Origin of the sequence: Roseovarius sp. PS-C2, assembly GCF_018862045.1 — a bacterium.
Lineage (GTDB): Bacteria > Pseudomonadota > Alphaproteobacteria > Rhodobacterales > Rhodobacteraceae > Roseovarius.
The window spans coordinates 286,514-302,380 of record NZ_JAHKSQ010000001.1; the positions used below are offsets into that span (position 1 = coordinate 286,514).

16 protein-coding genes are annotated in these 15,867 nt (G+C 62.8%); 7 read left to right on the forward strand and 9 right to left on the reverse strand.

What is annotated here, in order from left to right; all coding sequences use genetic code 11:
• The first annotated feature begins 1 nt into the window (after position 1).
• From KPG71_RS01400 to KPG71_RS01415, 4 genes are all read left to right on the forward strand, one after another.
• Positions 2-1,360, forward strand: a complete 1,359-nt coding sequence (locus tag KPG71_RS01400; protein WP_216336196.1) for a glutamine synthetase family protein — start codon at positions 2-4, stop codon at positions 1,358-1,360.
• Positions 1,361-1,408: 48 nt separating this feature from the next.
• Positions 1,409-2,713 (forward strand): FAD-binding oxidoreductase, encoded by a 1,305-nt coding sequence (locus tag KPG71_RS01405; protein ID WP_216336198.1) that lies wholly within the window; start codon positions 1,409-1,411, stop codon positions 2,711-2,713.
• Positions 2,714-3,040: 327 nt separating this feature from the next.
• The gene (locus KPG71_RS01410; protein WP_216336200.1) at positions 3,041-3,382 is read left to right on the forward strand and encodes a hypothetical protein; all 342 of its coding nucleotides are present in this window, start codon (positions 3,041-3,043) and stop codon (positions 3,380-3,382) included.
• 165 nt (positions 3,383-3,547) lie between these two features.
• Complete coding sequence (locus tag KPG71_RS01415; RefSeq protein ID WP_216336202.1) at positions 3,548-4,756, forward strand: DegT/DnrJ/EryC1/StrS aminotransferase family protein; 1,209 nt, start codon at positions 3,548-3,550, stop codon at positions 4,754-4,756.
• 10 nt (positions 4,757-4,766) lie between these two features.
• Here the strand turns inward: KPG71_RS01415 and KPG71_RS01420 are convergent, their stop codons facing one another.
• From KPG71_RS01420 to KPG71_RS01435, 4 genes are all read right to left on the reverse strand, one after another.
• Entirely contained in the window at positions 4,767-5,732 is a 966-nt protein-coding gene (locus KPG71_RS01420; protein ID WP_216336204.1) for a LysR family transcriptional regulator, read from the reverse strand.
• A 7-nt stretch (positions 5,733-5,739) separates the two neighbouring features.
• Positions 5,740-6,297: a polyhydroxyalkanoate synthesis repressor PhaR gene (gene phaR, locus KPG71_RS01425; RefSeq protein WP_216336205.1), complete on the reverse strand. Its 558-nt coding sequence runs from the start codon at positions 6,295-6,297 to the stop codon at positions 5,740-5,742.
• Positions 6,298-6,438: 141 nt separating this feature from the next.
• The gene (locus KPG71_RS01430) at positions 6,439-6,885 is read right to left on the reverse strand and encodes a phasin, PhaP (protein ID WP_216336206.1); all 447 of its coding nucleotides are present in this window, start codon (positions 6,883-6,885) and stop codon (positions 6,439-6,441) included.
• A gap of 133 nt (positions 6,886-7,018) precedes the next feature.
• Entirely contained in the window at positions 7,019-8,827 is a 1,809-nt protein-coding gene (locus tag KPG71_RS01435; protein WP_216336207.1) for an alpha/beta hydrolase, read from the reverse strand.
• Positions 8,828-8,932: 105 nt separating this feature from the next.
• On the opposite strand from KPG71_RS01435, the gene phaZ reads away from it, so the two are divergent.
• Positions 8,933-10,246: a polyhydroxyalkanoate depolymerase gene (gene phaZ / locus KPG71_RS01440; RefSeq protein WP_216336208.1), complete on the forward strand. Its 1,314-nt coding sequence runs from the start codon at positions 8,933-8,935 to the stop codon at positions 10,244-10,246.
• 173 nt (positions 10,247-10,419) lie between these two features.
• Here phaZ and KPG71_RS01445 read toward each other — a convergent pair whose 3' ends face one another.
• From KPG71_RS01445 to KPG71_RS01465, 5 genes are all read right to left on the reverse strand, one after another.
• On the reverse strand, positions 10,420-10,686 hold the full coding sequence (locus tag KPG71_RS01445; RefSeq protein ID WP_216336209.1) for a hypothetical protein: 267 nt from the start codon (positions 10,684-10,686) through the stop codon (positions 10,420-10,422).
• On the reverse strand, positions 10,679-11,404 hold the full coding sequence (locus tag KPG71_RS01450; RefSeq protein WP_216336210.1) for an alpha/beta fold hydrolase: 726 nt from the start codon (positions 11,402-11,404) through the stop codon (positions 10,679-10,681). Before KPG71_RS01450 ends, KPG71_RS01445 begins: the two co-directional genes overlap by 8 nt.
• Before the next feature lie 80 nt (positions 11,405-11,484).
• Positions 11,485-12,246 (reverse strand): alpha/beta fold hydrolase, encoded by a 762-nt coding sequence (locus KPG71_RS01455; protein WP_216336211.1) that lies wholly within the window; start codon positions 12,244-12,246, stop codon positions 11,485-11,487.
• A gap of 76 nt (positions 12,247-12,322) precedes the next feature.
• Positions 12,323-12,505, reverse strand: coding sequence for a hypothetical protein (locus KPG71_RS01460; protein WP_216336213.1), 183 nt, complete (start codon positions 12,503-12,505; stop codon positions 12,323-12,325).
• A 206-nt stretch (positions 12,506-12,711) separates the two neighbouring features.
• Positions 12,712-12,948, reverse strand: coding sequence for a hypothetical protein (locus KPG71_RS01465; protein ID WP_216336215.1), 237 nt, complete (start codon positions 12,946-12,948; stop codon positions 12,712-12,714).
• 403 nt (positions 12,949-13,351) lie between these two features.
• Here KPG71_RS01465 and thrS point away from each other — a divergent pair, with 403 nt between their 5' ends.
• Both thrS and KPG71_RS01475 read left to right on the forward strand, forming a co-directional pair.
• The gene (gene thrS, locus KPG71_RS01470; RefSeq protein WP_216336216.1) at positions 13,352-15,298 is read left to right on the forward strand and encodes a threonine--tRNA ligase; all 1,947 of its coding nucleotides are present in this window, start codon (positions 13,352-13,354) and stop codon (positions 15,296-15,298) included.
• 221 nt (positions 15,299-15,519) lie between these two features.
• The gene (locus KPG71_RS01475; RefSeq protein WP_216336218.1) at positions 15,520-15,825 is read left to right on the forward strand and encodes a DUF2282 domain-containing protein; all 306 of its coding nucleotides are present in this window, start codon (positions 15,520-15,522) and stop codon (positions 15,823-15,825) included.
• The last annotated feature ends 42 nt before the right edge of the window (positions 15,826-15,867 follow it).

Genomic DNA, 15,867 nt, shown 5'->3' on the forward strand with positions numbered 1-15,867 from the left:
AATGTCCGACTGGATCAACACCCTGCCCGACCCGGCGCAGGCCTATCTCGAAGGCCGCCGCCTCGACGAGGTGGAATGCATCGTCGCCGACCTGCCCGGCATCGCCCGCGGCAAGGCCGTTCCCGCCAGCAAGTTCGCGCGCCAGCAGCATTTCCACCTGCCCGATTCGATCTTCTACCAGACGATCACCGGCGACTGGGGCGAAGCCGCGGGCGAAGAGGGGTTCATCGAGCGCGACATGATCCTGCGCCCCGACATGACCACCGCCACCGCCGCGCCGTGGACCGGCGACTGGACGCTTCAGGTGATTCACGACGCCTTCGACCGCGACGGCAGCCCCATTCCCTTTGCCCCGCGCAACGTGCTCAGGCGCGTGGTCGAGATGTACCACGAACGCGGCATGAAACCCGTGGTCGCCCCGGAAATGGAATTCTTCCTCGTGGCCCGCAATCTGGACCCGGCCAAGGAAATCGAGCCGATGATGGGCCGCTCGGGCCGCCCCGCCGCGGCGCGTCAGGCCTATTCGATGACCGCCGTCGACGAGTTCGGCCCCGTCATCGACGACATCTATGATTTCGCCGAGGCGCAGGGCTTCGAGATCGACGGCATCACGCAGGAGGGCGGCGCAGGGCAGTTGGAAATCAACCTGCGCCACGGCAGCCCGGTCAAACTGGCTGACGAGGTGTTCTTCTTCAAACGGCTGATCCGCGAGGCGGCCCTGAAGCACGACTGTTTCGCCACCTTCATGGCCAAACCGATCGAGGACGAACCGGGCAGTTCGATGCATGTGCATCACTCGATCCTCGACGCCAAGACCGGCGAGAACCTGTTCTCGGACAAGGACGGCAACGAAACCGAGATGTTCTATCACTTCATCGGCGGGCTGCAGAAACACCTGCCCGACGCGATCGCCGTGCTCGCGCCCTACGTCAACTCGTACCGCCGCTACGTCAAGGACCACGCCGCGCCGATCAATCTCGCCTGGGCGCGCGACAATCGCACCACCGGCATCCGCGTACCGCTCGCCCCGCCCGAAGCGCGCCGCGTGGAAAACCGCTTGGCCGGGATGGATTGCAACCCGTATCTGGGGATCGCCGCCAGCCTGGCCTGCGGCCTTCTGGGCATCATGAACCAGGAAACCCCGGACGGGGAATTCAAGGGCGATGCCTATGCGGGCGAGGCCGACATTCCCCGCGTTCTCGGCACGGCGCTCGACATGTTCGACAACGCCACCGACCTGCACGATCTTCTCGGACCGGACTTCGCGCGCGTCTATGCCATCGTCAAACGCGCCGAATACGAGGAATTCCTGCAGGTCATCAGCCCCTGGGAGCGCGAGCACCTGCTGTTGAACGTCTGAACGGGCCATACGCCCGCACCACCGCAAGTCTTTTGCCGGGACAAAGCCATGAACCTGCTCTTCGCCAATGACCGTCAGGGCCGGTATCCGCCCAGTTGGTACGCCGCCACCGCCAACGACCTGCCCGCCTTCGCCCCCCTGCGCGGGCAGGAAAAGGCCGATGTCTGCATCGTTGGCGCGGGCTATACGGGGCTGTCGGCGGCGCTGCATCTGGCCGAACGCGGCTATGACGTGGTGCTGCTCGAAGCGCATCGCGTGGGCTTCGGCGCGTCGGGGCGCAATGGCGGTCAGTTGGGCTCGGGGCAGCGGATGGAACAGGACTGGCTGGAGCGGCTTGTCGGCCCCGACGATGCCGCGAAACTGTGGGATCTGGCCGAGGACGCCAAGGATCTGGTCAAGTCCCTGATCGCGAAACACGCCATCGACTGCCATCTGAAACCCGGCATCGCGCATATGTGCTTCACCCCGCGCGAGGTCGAATCCGAACACGCCTATGCCGATCATCTGGCCGCGCGCTACGGCTATACCGCATTGGAAAAGCTGGATCGCGACGCGGCACAGGCGATCTGCCCCTCGCCGCGCTATGTGGGCGGCACGCTCGACATGACGGCGGCGCATCTGCACCCGCTGAACTACGCGCTCGGGCTGGCCCGTGCCGCGCGCGATGCGGGGGTGCGGATATACGAAAACACGCTGGTGGCGCAGGTCAACAAGGGCCAGCCCGCCCGCGTGCAGGCCGACAAGGGCGCCGTGACAGCCGATCACGTCATTCTGGCCTGCAACGGATACCTCGGCGGTCTGGATCGCAAGGTCGCCGCCCGTGTCATGCCGATCAACAATTTCATCGCCGCAACCGAACCATTGGGCGAAGACACCGCCCGCGTTCTGGCCCGCGACATCGCCGTGGCCGACACCAAGTTCGTGGTCAACTATTTCCGCCTCAGCCACGACAATCGTCTGCTCTTCGGCGGCGGCGAAAGCTATGGCTACCGCTTTCCGTCCGACATCGGCGCGACCGTGCGCAACCCCATGAGCCAGATTTTCCCCCACCTGCGCGACGTGCGTTTCGACTACACCTGGGGCGGCACCCTTGGCATCACCATGAAACGCATGCCCTATCTGGCGCGGCTTGGGCCCAACATGCTGTCGGCCTCGGGCTATTCCGGGCACGGTGTGGGCACCGCAACCCATGCGGGCAAGCTGATGGCCGACGCCATCGCCGGACAGGCCGAAGGGTTCGACACACTCTCGCGCGTGCCCGCCCCCCGCTTTCCCGGCGGCAGCGCCCTGCGCTCGCCGCTGCTGGTGCTGGCGATGACATGGTACGCGATGCGCGACCGGATGGGCGTCTGAACCGCCCCAAATCACTCCGCCGCGCCCGTTTCCGGCCCGCAAAACAGGCTCACACCGCGCTCTCCGCCTCGTGTCCGCCTTGTGTTTTCCCGGCCCGTATGTCCTGAAAACCCGCACGGGCAAGCGGCCCGCACCTCAGGGCCGCGCGGCGAAATCCCTTGCCTGCCTGCATCCGGCCACGGCCCGCCCTCCCCCACGCCCCGTTCACGCATCGGAGAGCGCAGGAACGATCACGCTCTCTCTCACCGGCGCGTGTATGAGTTGTGTTTTGGCATCGGACCGGAACATTCGTAGCTAACCGTCATCGAAACCGAAAAGGAGACCGACATGACCAACGCAACACTCACCCCGACCCGCCGCTTCCTTGGCCTGATCATTGGCGCCACCCTGACCGCAGCGGCCCTGCCCGTCAGCGCGATGGAGCGCATCGAGGCCCAGAACCTGCCTCGCCAGATCAGCAAGGCCAGTTTCCAATCACTCAGCGCGGCGGAACTGCACGAAATCGACGTGGCCCAGAAACTGGGCCACCAGGTTCTGATCGGTGACTACGGCCCGTCCCAAAGCCGCCGCGTTGTTGACGAGGCGTTGAACACTGGCCGCAACGGCGGCGTGTCGCGCAATGCGATGATCTCTGATTTCTTTCTGGGGTCGTCGCCCCAAACCCGCTAAGTGACTATTTCAATGACATAAATCACCACTTGCGAACTCCACGGGCGCCCCTATTTCGGGCGCCCGTGCCCATCAGGCGCGTCAGCCTGTCACAGAATTTTCGCTTTGGAATTACCCTCTTTTGTTTTAGGTTTTCCGAAAAGACACTTCAGGAAAGCCGAAGAAATGACCCTGCCGCCCAATGTCTATGACGCCGAAGCCATCCCCGAAGCCGCCCGCGCCGAAATCGACCGGATGCTGCAATCGGGCGATCTGTTCCGCTATACCGCGCCGGAAAACGCCCCCGTCACATTGCTCGAGCAGGAGTTCGCCGATCATCTGGGCAGCAAATACGCGCTGGCGGTCTCGTCCTGTTCGGCGGCGCTGTTCCTGTCGCTCAAGGCGCTCGGCCTGCCGCGCGATGCACGGGTATTGATCCCCGGTTTCACCTTCGCCGCCGTGCCGTCCTCGGTGGTGCATGCCGATTGCATCCCGGTGCTGTGCGAAGTGGGCGAGAATTACCGCATCGACATCGACGATTTCACCGCCAGACTGGACAATGTGCAGGCGGTCATCATCAGCCACATGCGCGGCCATACCAGCGACATGGACGCCATCATGGAGCTGTGCACCGCCCGCGACATCCCGGTGATCGAAGACGCCGCGCATTCACTCGGCACCACATGGGCGGGCCGCAATATCGGCACGATCGGCAATATCGGCTGTTTCAGCTTCCAGTCCTACAAGCTGGTCAATGCCGGTGAGGGCGGGATCATGGTCACCGACGATGCCGATCTGATCGCCCGCGCCGTCATCATGTCTGGCGCGTATGAACATAACTGGTCCAAACACATCAAGGGCGGCGATAACGCCCTGCGTGCGGCTTTCGGCACATGGCAGAACCGGTTGCCGCTCTATAATCTGCGCATGAACAATCTCAGCGCCGCCATCATCCGCCCGCAGATTGCCGAAATCCCCCGCCGGGTCCGCGACGGGCGCTCGAACCACGATTATGTCGCGGCGCAACTGAATGCCTCGCCCTGGCTGAACATCCCCGACAAGCTCACCCCCGAAGAGCGCGCACCGGATTCGATCCAGTTCAACCTCGTGAACATGAGCGATGAGGACACACGCGCCTTTGCCGCCGCCGCCGCCGAACGGGGCGTCAAGGTGCAGGTGTTCGGGCTGTCCACCGACAACGCACGCGCCTTCTGGAACTGGCAGTTCCTGCCCGAAGCGCCGGGCGATCTGCCCCGCACCCGCGCCATGCTGATGCGCGCCTGCGACGCCCGCCTGCCCGCACGCCTCACCCGGCCCGAACTGGACCTGATCGCCGATGCGCTGGTCCAGGCGGCAAACGACGTGATGGGCGAAACGCTGGCCTACGGCACCTGAAACAGGCGCATCACAGCAGCGTCAGGCTGTCGGCCAGAAACGGGTGCGTAGCGATGGCGGGGGTCACGATCCGCTCTTGCAGGATGGGTCGCAAGGTACCGGCGACCTGCGCCGGCATCTCGCCCAGAATATCCTTGCGCGCCATCAGGCTGATCGTGCGGGTCAGCGGTTCGAACGGCAGTTCCATCACGTCGATCTGATCGGCAAAGCGCTGCGCCCGCATCAGCGCCAGCGGCGGCAGGATACTCCAGCCCGAGCCTTGCCCCACCAGCGCCAGCGTCGCGTGATAGCTGTCGATCTCGAAGCGGTGGCGCAAGGTCAGATTCTGCCGCGTCAGATGCGCGCTGACCAGTCGGCCCATGTAATGGCGCTGCGTGTATTGCACCAGCGGCAGGCGCTTGAGCTGGCGCAGCACGTCGCCCCCCTGGTCGATCGCCCCCTTCGGCACGGCCGCCACGAACCCCTCGCGCAGCAGCGCATGCACCTCGGCCCAATCGCTCCCCGCCCCCAGATCGGCGGCCACGATCACGTCGAGCGCGCGCTGGTCCAGCAGATCGTACAGGTAATGGCTGGCCCCGGTTTCCAGCAGGAACTGGCAGCCGCGCAATTCGTCGGCCATATGGGTCAGCAGGCGCGGGGTCACGTCGGCCTCGAAATCCTCGATCATGCCAAGGCGGAACCGCGTCAGCATCGACAGGTCCGACATCGCCAGTTCGGCGCGGGCCTGCGTGGCCTCGTTCAGGATCACTTGCGCGTGGCGCTTCATGATCTCGCCCGCAGGCGTCAGGCGCACGGGCCGCGCGTTGCGCTGCAGCAACGTGGCCCCGACCGCGCCTTCGAGATTGGTCAATTGCTGGCTGACCGCCGAAGGACTGGCCCCCAGACGTTTCGCCGCCGCCGAGATCGAGCGTTCATCCGCCGCGGCCATGAACACTTCGATCCCCCACAGGGTTATCCGGCCCGGACTATCGACCATGCCGGCGTTACTTGTTCATCTTCGACAGCTTGTCCTGCAACTCCGACAGCTGCTTGCGAATGGCGTCGAGGTCTTCCCGATCCTCGTCCTTGGCCTCGTCCTCGCGCGCAGGGGCGCTCGTCATGCCGCCGAACCCTCCGGTCATCGCCTTCAGAAAGGCTTCCTGCTGGGCGCGCATGGCGTCCATGCCCGGCATGCTGGCCAGCGGGTTGCCCTTGGTCATGTTCTCGACCATGGCCGATTGCCCCTCGCGCAGCATCTCGAAACTGGCAGCCAGGAAATCGGGCACCACGCTGGTGGCCTGATTGGTGTAACTGCGCACCAGATCGGTCAGCACGTTGATCGGCAGGACATTGTCGCCCCGGCTTTCGTGCTCGGCGATGATCTGCAACAGGTATTGCCGGGTCAGGTCGTCGCCGGATTTGAGGTCGATGATCTGCACCTCGCGGCCCAGCCGGATGAACTCGGCGATATCGTCCAGCGTCACGTAATCGGACGTTTCGGTATTGTATAAACGCCGGCTGGCGTAGCGTTTGATCAGCAACGGCTTTTCGGTGTCGGCCACGTCGCGATCCTCCCATGTTTCAGCGCTGCAGCATAGCTTATGCCAGTGCAGCACAAAAAGAAAGGGCGGGCCTCTATGGGCCCGCCCCTGTCATACCGGCCGATCAGGGAGGATGGATCGAACCGTATGTTCACACCACGCTTACTTGGCGGCGGTGGCTTTCTTGGCAGCCGCCGTTGCGTCGTCGGTGGCTTTCTTGACGGCCTTTGCGGCGTCTTCCTGCAGGTCTTTGCCGGCAGCCATCATCAGTTCGACGGTGTCCATCTGAACTTTCTTGGCGATTTCGGCAAAGGCAGCCATGTTTTCGGCAGCCACTTCGGCGTTGGCCGATGCGAAATCGGTCATCGCTTTGGCATAATCGGCAGGCTCTGCCTTGGCTTTGGTCATGTCCGACATCTTCGCCAGGGTTTCCTTGGTCCATTTGCTGGACAGTTCAGCCGACTTTTCAGCGGCGTCCAGGGCAACACCCGACAGCTTTTCGCTCAGGGCGGCCTGGTTCTTGAACGCGTCTTCCATCGCCTTGGTGTCGACGGGGAATGCGCCCATGATGTCTTTCATGACGGTGGTGAAATCTTGTGCTTTGGCCATTGGTAGTTCCTCGGTTTTGCTGGTCCACGGGAGGATCCCGCTTTTCTGCATCTGCGAGGAATATGCATGCTGCACCGCAGAAAATCAACCCTCTTTTTCTGCGGTGCAGCATTTTTCTGGAAATGCCCCGATATCAGACACTTGCCTTCTTTCGCACATAGGTTCCCGGCGCGGGCGCCAATGGCGGATGCTGCGAATCGCCGGGTTCCCTAGCGTCAACTTTCTTGCCCGACCGCTTGCGCAGCCAGGCCTCCCACCGGGGCCACCACGACCCTTCGTGAAACTTCGCGCCCTCCATCCAGGCGGCGGCGTCGCCGCTCAGGTCGGCGTTGGTGTAATGGCCGTATTTCTTTTTCGACGGCGGGTTCACGATCCCGGCGATATGGCCCGATTGCGATACGATGAATGTCCGGTCCTTCGCCCCGGTCTGCCGGAAGCCGCGATAGCAATCCCGCCACGGCGCGATATGGTCGGTCTCGCAGGTCACCGACATCAGCGGGATCGTCACATCGCTGATATGAAGCCGCTCGCCGCAAAATTCGACCCCGCCCTCGATAAAGGCGTTCTGCTGGCACAGCAGGCGCAGATATTCGACCGTCATCCGCCCCGGCAGGTTCGACCCGTCCCCGTTCCAGTAGAGCAGATCGAAGGCGGGCGGCGCCTCGCCCATCATGTAGCTGCGCACGGCGGGCTGATAGACCAGATCGTTCGAGCGCAGGAACGACATCGTGCGCGACATGATAAAGGATCGCAGCACCCCCTGTTCGGCCACCTCTGCCTCGATCCCGTCGACGAAATCGTCCTGCAGGAACGGCGTGAACTCTCCCTGTTCGGAAAAATCCGTGAGCGCGGTAAAGAACGTGGCGGATTTCACCGACTTGTCGCCGCGCTTGGCCATCAGCGCCAGCACCAGGTGCAGGGTGGTGCCCGCGATGCAATAACCCACCGCATTCACCTGCTTGACCCCGCAAATCGCCTTGACCTCGCGGATCGCGGTCAGGAACCCCTCTTCGATGTAATCCTCCATGCCCACATCGGCATAGGACGCATCCGGGTTCACCCAACTGACCACGAACAGGGTATAGCCCTGCTCGGTGACCCATTTGATCAGGCTGTTCTGCGCCTTGAGATCGAGAATGTAGAACTTGTTGATCCAGGGCGGGAAGATCACGATCGGCGTCGCATGCACCTGTTCGGTGGCCGGGGCATACTGGATCACTTCCATCATCCGGTTGCGGTACACGACCTCACCGGGCGTCGTGGCGATGTTGCCTCCCAGTTCGAACGCCTTGTCGTCCGCCAGGCGCACCAGCATTTCGCCGTTATTGGCCTCCAGATCGGCCACGAGGTTTTCCAGCCCCCGCACAAGGCTTTCGCCCTCGGTCGCGACCGCCTTTTCCAGCGCATCCGGGTTCGTGCCCAGAAAATTCGTCGGGCTCATCATGTCGATGATCTGGCGCGAGAAATACTCCAGCCGGCGTTTTTCCACCGCGTCCAGATCGTCGATCTCCTGCACCGCCTCCTCGATGGCGCGGGCATTCAGGGCGTATTGATGCTTGATGTAATGAAAAAACGGATGGGTCTGCCACAGCGGGTTGGAAAACCGCTTGTCGTCCTTCAGCGGATCGTCCTCATCCTGCGGGGCGGTTTCGGCGCCATGCCCCTGAAACATCTGCTGCTGCGCCTCCATGAAATGGCGCACCGACTTGCCCCAGTATTCCAACTGCCTTTCATAGATACGGCCGGGATTTTCCAGCATCTCCGACCAATAGGACGTGGCCGCCTTGGCGAACAGATCCTGCGACGGGCCACCCAGCGTGGGATTAGCCGGATTGCGCTCCGACAACACACTGATCAAACGCTGTGACAACTCCTCCACGCGGGCCAAATTCTCGTTCATCCGTTCAAGATTTTCACCTGCGACCTCCTCTTTTGTTGCCATATGCTTAAATCCCTTCTAAGTTTCTGCTGTGCAGCATTGCGCCGCCAACCGGAGGATAAAAGTGGCGCAATCGACCGGAAAGCCCGGTGTAACAAGGAGATTACGATGCGCCACATGATGAATTACGACTGGATGGAAACCCTCCGGAATGCCAATCAATGGATGGGCGCATCGGCCCTGTCCTTTGCATCCTATCCCGTTTTCGCGATGACGCCAAACCCTGCTTTGCAATGGATGGCCGCTTGGGGCGAAGTGACAGAACGCACCTTTCAGCGCATGGTCACCAAACCCGACTGGGGGATCGAATCGATCACCGGCGAAGACGGGCGCGACCACCTGGTCAATGTCGAAACCGTGGTCGAACGCCCCTTCGGCGACCTGATCCATTTCGACGTGATGGGCCGCGATGAAATGGACCGCCGCGTGCTGCTGGTGGCGCCGATGTCGGGGCACTACGCCACGCTCCTGCGCTCGACCGTGCGCTCGCTCCTGCCCGATTGCGAGGTCTATGTCACCGACTGGCACAACGCCCGCGACATTCCCGTATCGGCGGGCAAGTTCGATATCGAGGATTACACCCTCTACCTGATGGATTTCATGCGCACACTGGGCAGCGACCTGCACGTGATCGCCGTCTGCCAGCCCGCGCCGCTGACGCTGGCCGCCACCGCCTACCTGGCCGAGCTGGAACCCGAGGCGCAACCCCGCTCGCTGACCCTGATCGGCGGCCCCATCGACCCCGACGCCACCCCAACCGACGTTACCGATTTCGGCAATCGCGTGACCATGGGCCAGCTCGAGGAAACCATGATCCAGCGCGTCGGTCACAAATACAAGGGCGTGGGGCGTCAGGTCTATCCGGGCCTGTTGCAACTGTCCTCGTTCATCTCGATGAACGCCGACCGCCACGCCAAGGCGTTTTCGGACCAGATCATGCGCGTCGCCCGCGGCGAAGCCAGCGACCGCGACCCGCATAACAAGTTCTACGACGAATACCTCGCCGTGATGGACATGACCGCCGAATTCTACCTTTCCACGGTCGAGCGTATCTTCAAGGGGCTGGAAATCGCGAAGAACGAATTCGTCGTCAACGGCCACAAGGTCGACATGGGCGCGATCACCAGCGTCGCGGTCAAGACCGTCGAAGGCACCAAGGACGATATCTCGGCTCCCGGCCAATGCGTCGCCGCGCTCGACCTGCTGACCGGCCTGCCCGACGAGAAAAAGGCCAGCCACCTGGAACCCGACGCCGGCCATTACGGCATCTTCGCGGGCCGCAGCTGGCGCAACAACATCCGCCCGCTGGTGCTGGATTTCATCGACGCCAATTCCGAAGCCCCCGCCGCGCGCAACCGCACCAAGCCGCGCAAGGCCAAGGACAAGGCCAAGAAAGCCGCCAACAAGAACGCCGCCGCCTGACGCATTACCCTGACGGGTGGGCATAAGGGGCCCCTGCCCCCACCGCCCTTTGGGCCTGTCCGGGGCTCCGCCCGTTCGGGGCTGAAACGATCCACCGGATCGTTTCCGGGACGCTCTTCACCCCCCGGATATTTCCGGCAAGAAGAAAGGCAGCGGCGGGCGCGAAGCGAAGCTCACTCTCGTGGCGGTGTTCCGCCTTTGCGCCGCCCCCGCAACCAGCGCCAGACCGGCACCACATCCAATGCCGCCACGGCCATGCCGAGCGGGAACATCCAAAATCCCACCACCGGCAAAAAGCCCAGAACGCCCCCGGCCATCAATACAAGCCCGGCCAGTAGCCGCACTCCGGGCGGCAGGTTGCGCCCGGTCCAGATCTGCACCTTGCGGCGTATCCGGCGCAGCCGCACCAGCCAGTCCGCCGGTGGTTCGGTGTCAGGCATCGGCACGGGTTTGCAGGACATAGGGCTGTTTCAGCCAGCCCTCCAGCGCCGCGATGGTGGCCGCCGGGGCCTCGAGCGGCGGCAAATGCCCCGCGCCGTCGATCACCTCCAGATTGGCATAGGGGATCAGGTCGGCCAGGAAACTGTGCCGTTTCACCGGGGTCAGCGCGTCCTGCGCGCCGCACAGCACCAGCGCGGGCACCTTGCAGCGGCGCAGAACCGACTGGTAATCGCGCCGCCGCTGCAACGCCCGGATCTGCCGGATGATCGCCGTCTCGCCCACATGATCGGCCATATCCAGGACCATCGCCATGATATCCGCCCGGTCCGGCCCATCGGCCAGCGCCTCGGGGGGCAGCAGGGCCTCGACCGCCCCGCGCAACTGCCCCGAGCGCAGCTTGATGATCGCCGGTTCGTAATTGGCCGCCGTTTGCGGGGTTTCGGCCAGTGAGTTCGTGTCCATCAGCGCAATCCGCGTCACCCGTTCGGGCGCGCGCCGCAGAACCTCCATCGCAACGATGCCCCCCATCGACAGCCCCGCCAGCGCGAATTTGCGCGGCAGCAGGTCCAGCAGCCCCGAGGCGATCTCCTCGATCCGCTCTCCCCCGGTCACCGGCGCCACCGTGATCGCGCAATCGGTGCTCAGCGCCGCGATCTGCGGGCCGAACACCCGTGCGTCGCACATCATCGCCGGCAACAGCACCAATGGGTCACTCATGTTGCAATCGTCCTTTCCCACCATGCGGAACGTGCCCGCCACCGCACATTGCCACAGCCCCGCTCAGGGTCAAGCGCCGCTCAGCCCCGCGCCCCGGAACGGGCCAGGACCTGCCCGACCGCCTCTTCGATCAGGGCCAGGCAATCGGGATCGGAAAACCGGTGATCGGCCCCGTCCACCAGCGTCAGGCGCATATCGGGGCCTTGCGCATGCTCCAGCAGGCGCAGCGCCACGGACATCTCCACGTCCTCGTCCGCCGTACCCTGAAGGAAGCGCACCGGAAACGGCAGCGGCAGGGGATCGCGCAACACCAGATGGTTCCGCCCGTCCTCGATCAGCCGCCAGGTGATGACATAGGGCTCGCCATAGTCACTGGGCAGCGCCACTTGCCCCCTGTCCTGCAACTCGGCGCGCTGCGCCTCGTCGAAGCCCGCCCACATGGAATCTTCGGTGAAATCGGGGGCGGCGGCGATGGTCACCAGCCCGGCAACCTTGTCAGGCATCTCCCGCGCGCACAGCAGCGAAATCCAGCCCCCCATCGACGACCCGACCAGCACCTGCGGCCCGTCCGTCAGATCCCGAATGACGCTCATCGCATCCTCGGCCCAATCGCCGATACAACCGTCGACGAACGCCCTGGACGATTGCCCATGCCCGGAATAGTCGAACCGCAGGAAAGCCCGCCCCGTGCGCCGCGCCCAGTCCTCCAGGTGAACCGCCTTGGTGCCCTCCATGTCGGATTTGAACCCGCCAAGGAACACCACACCGGGGGCCTTCCCCGCAGTCTGGTGATAGGCCAGTTTGCGGCCCTGTTGCGTGGTCAGAAAATCGGTCTGCCCCATCTTGCCTTGCCCCTGCTTGAAAACTCGGGGGCAGACTCGCCGAAAGCGGGGGGCAGATGCAAGCCGCGAATGCGGCTCAGGCCACCGAGCCGATACGCGCCTCGATCCGGCGCAGGGACCATTCGGCCTCGGCCCGCTCCGGGGTCGCGGTGTCGGCGGCGTCATTCGATATTAATGGTTCGGCCAGACGTCGGGGACAGGTCTGGCTCAGGGTGACATATTGCTCGGTCAGCATGGAATCGTGTTGTGAACGGGCCATCTTGGGGCTGATGCCTTTGTCGCTGTTGGTTCGGTCGTGGTCGCGGGCCTGCCGCCCCTCCAGCGTTAACCGCCTGAGAGAAAAAGAAAAATATCTTTTTGTGTCAGACTGTTACAGTGAACAAAAGCATACTTCGGCGCACCATCGAATACCGTCCGCGGTCATGGCGCACCGGCACTCCGGTCGCATGGGCCCCCAGACCCTCCTCACCCGCCGATATAGGGCTGCGCCTGCGGGCGATAAAACACCTTCTGATTATGCAGACGGCCCAGCAGGTCGTGAATCCGGCGCACCGATTGGTCGATCTGTTGAATCTCTTCGTTATCGGCCTCATCCGCCTCGACCAGCTTGCCTGCCAGATCACGCTTGGACTGGCGCAGGGCGGTCTCGATCAGGTCCAGGTCTTCAACCGACAATTCGAAATTCTCGTTGTAACGCGGCATGTGCAGTTCCTCGGGTGAAAGTTGCTGACGATGTATCGGAAACGATGATAAACGACAATACAGGCATCATTTACGACAGGCGATATTTTTTATCGTTCTGCGTCAATGTGTTACGCCCCGTTTTGGCATACAATCGCACACCGTCGCGACGCACCGCCGCATGTCCGGTGTAAAATGTCCTCAGTCGGCCTTGCCATCGTCACATCGTGCCGTTTGCGTCCCTCGTGGACGCAAATTTCCCCAACCACCCCGATTTTCGTACGAAACCCGCGTACACTTCGTACGTTTCGTACAAAATGCCACGCTTGACTTGGGCCGGGACACGGGGCAGAACGCGGCCCTGAACCATATACCCGCAACCGGGCGTTCCGTGGGCGCCAAACTGACGAGGAGCGACAGGCCGATGGCCCAGATTTCCCTTGAATTTCCTGATGGTAACAAACGGCCTTACGAGGCCGGCATCACCCCGGCCGACGTGGCCGCCGACATTTCCAAATCCCTGGCGAAAAAGGCGATCTCGGCCACTGTGAACGGCCAGCACTGGGATTTGCAATGGCCCATCGAATCCGATTCTTCCATTGCGATCAATACGATGAAGGACGAAGCTCAGGCGCTCGAACTGATCCGCCATGACCTTGCCCATATCATGGCCCGCGCCGTGCAAGAGCTCTGGCCCGACGTCAAGGTCACCATCGGCCCGGTGATCGAGAACGGCTGGTATTACGATTTCGACCGCGCCGAGCCTTTCACCCCCGAAGATCTGGGGGCGATCGAGAAAAAGATGAAGGAAATCATCAACCTGCGCGATCCCGTCCGTACCGAGATCTGGGACCGCGCCCGTGCGGTCAAGCACTACGAAGACAATGACGAACCCTTCAAGGTCGAGCTGATCGACGCCATCCCCGGCAACGAACCGCTGCGCATGTACTGGCACGGCCCCTGGCAGGATCTCTGCCGTGGTCCGCACCTGCAACATACCGGCCAAGTGCCCGCCGACGCGTTCAAGCTGATGTCGGTGGCCGGGGCCTATTGGCGCGGGGATTCCGACCGTCCGATGCTGCAACGCATCTATGGCGTGGCCTTCACCGGCAAGGAAAAACTCAAGGAATACCTGCACTTCCTGGAAGAGGCGGAAAAACGCGACCACCGCAAACTGGGCCGCGAGATGGACCTGTTCCACATGCAGGAAGAGGCGCCGGGACAGATTTTCTGGCATCCCAACGGCTGGACCATCTACACCACGCTGCAAGACTACATGCGCCGCCAGCAACGTCGCGGCGGCTATGTCGAGGTGAACACCCCGCAGGTCGTGGACCGTAAACTGTGGGAGGCTTCGGGCCACTGGGACAAGTATCAGGAAAACATGTTCATCGTCGAAGTCGACGAGGAACACGCCCGCGAAAAGGCCATCAACGCGCTCAAGCCGATGAACTGCCCCTGCCATGTGCAGATTTTCAACCAGGGCCTGAAATCCTATCGCGACCTGCCCCTGCGCATGGCCGAGTTCGGCAGTTGCAACCGCTACGAACCCTCGGGCGCGCTGCACGGCATCATGCGCGTGCGCGGCTTTACGCAGGACGATGCGCATATCTTCTGCCGCGAAGATCAGATCGGCGCGGAAACCGAGAAGTTCATCGGCTTCCTGTCGAAAATCTATCGCGACCTCGGGTTTGAATCCTTCAAGGTCAAGTTCTCGGACCGCCCGGAAAAGCGCGCCGGCAGCGACGAGGTCTGGGACAAGTCCGAAGAGGCGCTCAAGACCGCAACACAAGCCGCCGGATGCGAGTTCACCCTCAACCCCGGCGAAGGCGCGTTCTATGGGCCCAAGCTGGAATTCGTGCTGACCGATGCCATCGGGCGCGACTGGCAATGCGGCACGCTTCAGGTGGATTTCGTGCTGCCCGAGCGGCTGGACGCCACCTATATCGCCGAGGACGGCGCCAAACACCGTCCCGTCATGTTGCACCGTGCCGTTCTGGGCAGCTTTGAGCGGTTCATCGGCATCCTGATCGAGCAACACGCCGGCAAGCTGCCCTTCTGGATGGCGCCCCGTCAGGTTGTGGTCGCCTCGATCGTGTCCGAGGCCAACGATTACGTGCAACAGGTGGTCGATCAACTGGTCGCCGCTGGCGTGCGCGCCGAGGCCGACATTCGCAACGAAAAGATCAACTACAAGGTCCGCGAGCATTCGGTCGGCAAGGTTCCGGTAATCCTGGCCTGCGGCCTGCGCGAGGTCGAGGAAAACACCGTTTCGGTCCGCCGTCTTGGTGAAAAACAGACCAAAGTCGAGGTGCTGAATGACGTGATCCCGGCCCTTGCGCATGAGGCAACGCCGCCCGATCTTCTGTAACAATCGGCACTTTTTCAGAGCGCGGCGCGTGTAACATTTGACACGCGCCGCTCTTTCTTTTGCAAAAATTTATTTTGAATCAGAAACTTACGCCTTCCCATCCTCCTCACGCGGTTTAACGCGTTCGTGTCTGACGGGCTCGTGAATGGCCGCGTGATCGCCCTCGCGCTTACCCTCACCCTGTCGCTGATACTGGCGATGTAACCAGAGGGAGAGACCCGATGTCGAAAACGATGAAGACCATGGCGATTGCTGGCGCGATGACCGCCGCGCTTGCCGCACACACCAATATGGCCAGTGCCGAAGGCGCCAAGGAAAAATGCTTTGGCGTGGCCATGGCCGGACAGAACGACTGCAAAGCCGGGGCTGGCACCACCTGCGCGGGCACGTCGACCGTCGACTATCAGGGCAACGCCTGGTCGCTGGTCGATGAAGGTACCTGCGCCGAAATCGACCTGCCCGACATGGCCGACGGCTCGCCGCGTATGGGCAGCCTCGAAGAACTGGATCGCGACCTGCCGTCCTGATCCTTACCTGGGATGCGCGGGCCCGCCTGTGCATCCCCATCC

What these genes read in the sequence shown, in the direction of transcription:
- KPG71_RS01400 (WP_216336196.1), top strand. Translation starts at nt 2, where the DNA reads ATGTCCGACTGGATCAACACCCTGCCCGACCCGGCGCAGGCCTATCTC.
- KPG71_RS01405 (WP_216336198.1), top strand. Translation starts at nt 1,409, where the DNA reads ATGAACCTGCTCTTCGCCAATGACCGTCAGGGCCGGTATCCGCCCAGT.
- KPG71_RS01410 (WP_216336200.1), top strand. Translation starts at nt 3,041, where the DNA reads ATGACCAACGCAACACTCACCCCGACCCGCCGCTTCCTTGGCCTGATC.
- KPG71_RS01415 (WP_216336202.1), top strand. Translation starts at nt 3,548, where the DNA reads ATGACCCTGCCGCCCAATGTCTATGACGCCGAAGCCATCCCCGAAGCC.
- KPG71_RS01420 (WP_216336204.1), bottom strand. Translation starts at nt 5,732, where the DNA reads ATGGTCGATAGTCCGGGCCGGATAACCCTGTGGGGGATCGAAGTGTTC.
- KPG71_RS01430 (WP_216336206.1), bottom strand. Translation starts at nt 6,885, where the DNA reads ATGGCCAAAGCACAAGATTTCACCACCGTCATGAAAGACATCATGGGC.
- KPG71_RS01435 (WP_216336207.1), bottom strand. Translation starts at nt 8,827, where the DNA reads ATGGCAACAAAAGAGGAGGTCGCAGGTGAAAATCTTGAACGGATGAAC.
- phaZ (WP_216336208.1), top strand. Translation starts at nt 8,933, where the DNA reads ATGCGCCACATGATGAATTACGACTGGATGGAAACCCTCCGGAATGCC.
- KPG71_RS01445 (WP_216336209.1), bottom strand. Translation starts at nt 10,686, where the DNA reads ATGCCTGACACCGAACCACCGGCGGACTGGCTGGTGCGGCTGCGCCGG.
- KPG71_RS01450 (WP_216336210.1), bottom strand. Translation starts at nt 11,404, where the DNA reads ATGAGTGACCCATTGGTGCTGTTGCCGGCGATGATGTGCGACGCACGG.
- KPG71_RS01455 (WP_216336211.1), bottom strand. Translation starts at nt 12,246, where the DNA reads ATGGGGCAGACCGATTTTCTGACCACGCAACAGGGCCGCAAACTGGCC.
- KPG71_RS01460 (WP_216336213.1), bottom strand. Translation starts at nt 12,505, where the DNA reads ATGGCCCGTTCACAACACGATTCCATGCTGACCGAGCAATATGTCACC.
- KPG71_RS01465 (WP_216336215.1), bottom strand. Translation starts at nt 12,948, where the DNA reads ATGCCGCGTTACAACGAGAATTTCGAATTGTCGGTTGAAGACCTGGAC.
- thrS (WP_216336216.1), top strand. Translation starts at nt 13,352, where the DNA reads ATGGCCCAGATTTCCCTTGAATTTCCTGATGGTAACAAACGGCCTTAC.
- KPG71_RS01475 (WP_216336218.1), top strand. Translation starts at nt 15,520, where the DNA reads ATGTCGAAAACGATGAAGACCATGGCGATTGCTGGCGCGATGACCGCC.